At 45.2% G+C, this 2,417-nt stretch carries 3 protein-coding genes and 1 pseudogene; 2 read left to right on the forward strand and 2 right to left on the reverse strand.

Translation table 11 applies throughout. From position 1 onward, the window contains the following. Both AKL11_RS26835 and AKL11_RS24270 read left to right on the forward strand, forming a co-directional pair. Positions 1 to 119: pseudogene (locus AKL11_RS26835) on the forward strand (IS1595-like element ISEnu2 family transposase); the annotation flags it as partial. A gap of 48 nt (positions 120 to 167) precedes the next feature. After that, positions 168 to 437: a hypothetical protein gene (locus AKL11_RS24270; protein WP_067522934.1), complete on the forward strand. Its 270-nt coding sequence runs from the start codon at positions 168 to 170 to the stop codon at positions 435 to 437. A gap of 293 nt (positions 438 to 730) precedes the next feature. Here AKL11_RS24270 and AKL11_RS24275 read toward each other — a convergent pair whose 3' ends face one another. Both AKL11_RS24275 and AKL11_RS24280 read right to left on the reverse strand, forming a co-directional pair. Next, complete coding sequence (locus AKL11_RS24275) at positions 731 to 1,657, reverse strand: Tim44 domain-containing protein (protein WP_067522935.1); 927 nt, start codon at positions 1,655 to 1,657, stop codon at positions 731 to 733. A 196-nt stretch (positions 1,658 to 1,853) separates the two neighbouring features. Then, positions 1,854 to 2,417, reverse strand: a 564-nt coding sequence (locus AKL11_RS24280; RefSeq protein ID WP_157673723.1) for an IS982 family transposase, incomplete at its 5' end; no start/stop codon positions are given.

A 2,417-nucleotide genomic window follows, 5' to 3' on the forward strand; every position in this document is an offset into this window, starting at 1 on the left:
TTGCTACTCGTTACCTACCCCATTATCTGGCCTGGAGACGGGAACTTACAGCGGCAAATAAGTTAACTGCTGGCCGATTGGTTAGCAAAATTGCTGAACATTGGTGCTTCCAACCATTAACGGTAACTTAGCCACAGAGACTGCTCACTCAAAAAAATTCAGAGATTATGAAAGGATCAAAAAATGATCTGGAAAGAATTGATGCGATTATGAATACGGCTATTGGCATCGGTATCAAACTTCCAAGAAATTTAATCCTTTTTAATCGCGGCAAAAGCTTTCTGGAAAAACAAATACTGGATACTAACCGCAAGCTGGATCAACTAGATCCAGAAAAGAAAAAGAACAGGGCGGATTTATTGTCCATCTATACTGGCGTCATGGTTTCCCACCCTGGTCAGTTAATTTCCAATTTTATAACACCTAATAGGCAATAATCATTACTGTAAAACACAATGAAATCTTAGAAATCAGCAGTCTTTTCAAACCTTAAGTTGTGCAAATGAAATCGAATATTTCTGGCTGAATGGATAGTTGCTATGCAAGGCGTAGCATAGGGAGCATAGCCTTTACGCCCTGTGGGTGGTAGCTATGTGAACGCAGCTGCAACGCTGCAGAGTGACTGTCTACTTAGTCAGATAATATGGTTTCATTGGGTCAACTACTTACAACCATCCACCGGACTCAATAGCCTTCAGCTCATACTGAAGGCTATTGAAGATCATTTATGTTACGACTCTATACCAACAATCAACCACGGAGCACCCTGACGGGTCAAATCACGCTCCAGATGCCATACATCGGTAATATCTTCTTCCACATCTTCTACGATGTCGCGATATTTACCGGTGAAGCGCAAGCTGATTTGGGCAACCTGACTGTCATAATCAGCCCGCACCATCTCAGCATCAACAAACATGACTTCTGTATGCTGCTCTCCCTGAAGCTGTTTGCGAACAGGTTTCATCTGTTCAAACAACTCAGGTGACAAATATTCAGCCATGGTCGTAAAGTCGCTCTTATTCCAAGCTTCCTGAAGACCACGGTAGTGGTCACGGGCGCCATTAAGAAACCCATTCAGATTGAAATCCGCCGGTACGTTCATGGGTACATCAGAAGCGCCAAAGCCAGTTTGCGCGGCTGGCGCACTGTCAAACTGAGCATCACCGAAACCAGACTGAGAGGGCTGAACAGGTGTTTCCTTGCGGAACATATCCTGAAGCGAATCATGGGGACTACGCTGTTCACCGTAGGATGCGCTGGAATGATTCCCAGCCATGGCTTTTGCCCGGTTCATACTGCGGAACACCTTAAACAGCACGAAAGCCAACAAAGCGATAATCAAAATATCCATCATCTGGATACCACCAAATCCACCAAAACCCCCACCTAACAGAGAAGCGATCAAGCCGCCCGCCAAAAGGCCGCCAAGCACACCACCAAGCATGCCTTTACGGCTGGAATTCTGATTCGGTGCAGCCTGCTGCTTGTTGCTCTGATTCTGCTGGTGAGCCGGTGCTTTTTTGGGTGCTGGTGCCGTTTTAAATGAGCGACCAATGCTTTTCCCGCCACCAAAGCGCTTGGCTTCAGCGTCAATGGGCGTAAAAGCAAAGCTGAATGCCATGAGAATGGCCATCAGCGAAGCGAGTTTTTTCATCTATCGTTCTACCTTTGTATAGTAGGCTTATCCTATGGGTTTTCTCGATGATTTCAACCACCCATACCACTTTCATTGATATGAATATCTCATTACCTCATATACGCGATGTTCGACTTGCAGATTTTTAACTTTGCATGGAAGTAAGTCCAACTAAAACTTTAAAAGCTGTACCAAAGTGGAGTTTCACTGATTTTTAAGCAGCAGCAATCAGGCTTTCAAACTGAATCGGTGCTTTCCCTGCACTGATATTCAGATATGAACCCATATTGTGTGCCAAAAGCTTCCTGGCTATACGCGAAGTCATATGCCACCTGTCTCGACAACGGCACCTTTCGATTTCAAATTGTTCTGCCAGCTGGCCAATAACTGTTTCAATCCTCCGTCGTACCCGCATGATTACTTTCACAAACGACTTTGGTCTATCATCTTTCATGTTTTTTCTTAGTGGTGTCTGTAGGTCGATACCTAACCCCCGGCAGTCTTCTTTGAACTCTGGTCGTATATACCCTTTGTCACCTAACAAAAGTCCGGCAATGATATCCATCATGTCATAAGCAGCGTCACGCTCATCAATATTAGCGGCAGTCAGCGTAAATCCAACGGGAATACCGCGAGCTTCAACCAGTAGATGTCCCTGAAATCCGTAGAAATGCTTATTCTTTGAGGCACAGTAACCGTAGCCAGCCTCCCCTTTAAAGACTTTGCTTCTGGGCGCTCTTGTCCTTACAGCGACATCAATTGGAAAGCCGTCAATCAG

This window comes from Endozoicomonas ascidiicola (genome assembly GCF_001646945.1).
Lineage (GTDB): Bacteria > Pseudomonadota > Gammaproteobacteria > Pseudomonadales > Endozoicomonadaceae > Endozoicomonas > Endozoicomonas ascidiicola.

What these genes read in the sequence shown, in the direction of transcription:
- AKL11_RS24270 (WP_067522934.1), top strand. Translation starts at nt 168, where the DNA reads ATGAAAGGATCAAAAAATGATCTGGAAAGAATTGATGCGATTATGAAT.
- AKL11_RS24275 (WP_067522935.1), bottom strand. Translation starts at nt 1,657, where the DNA reads ATGAAAAAACTCGCTTCGCTGATGGCCATTCTCATGGCATTCAGCTTT.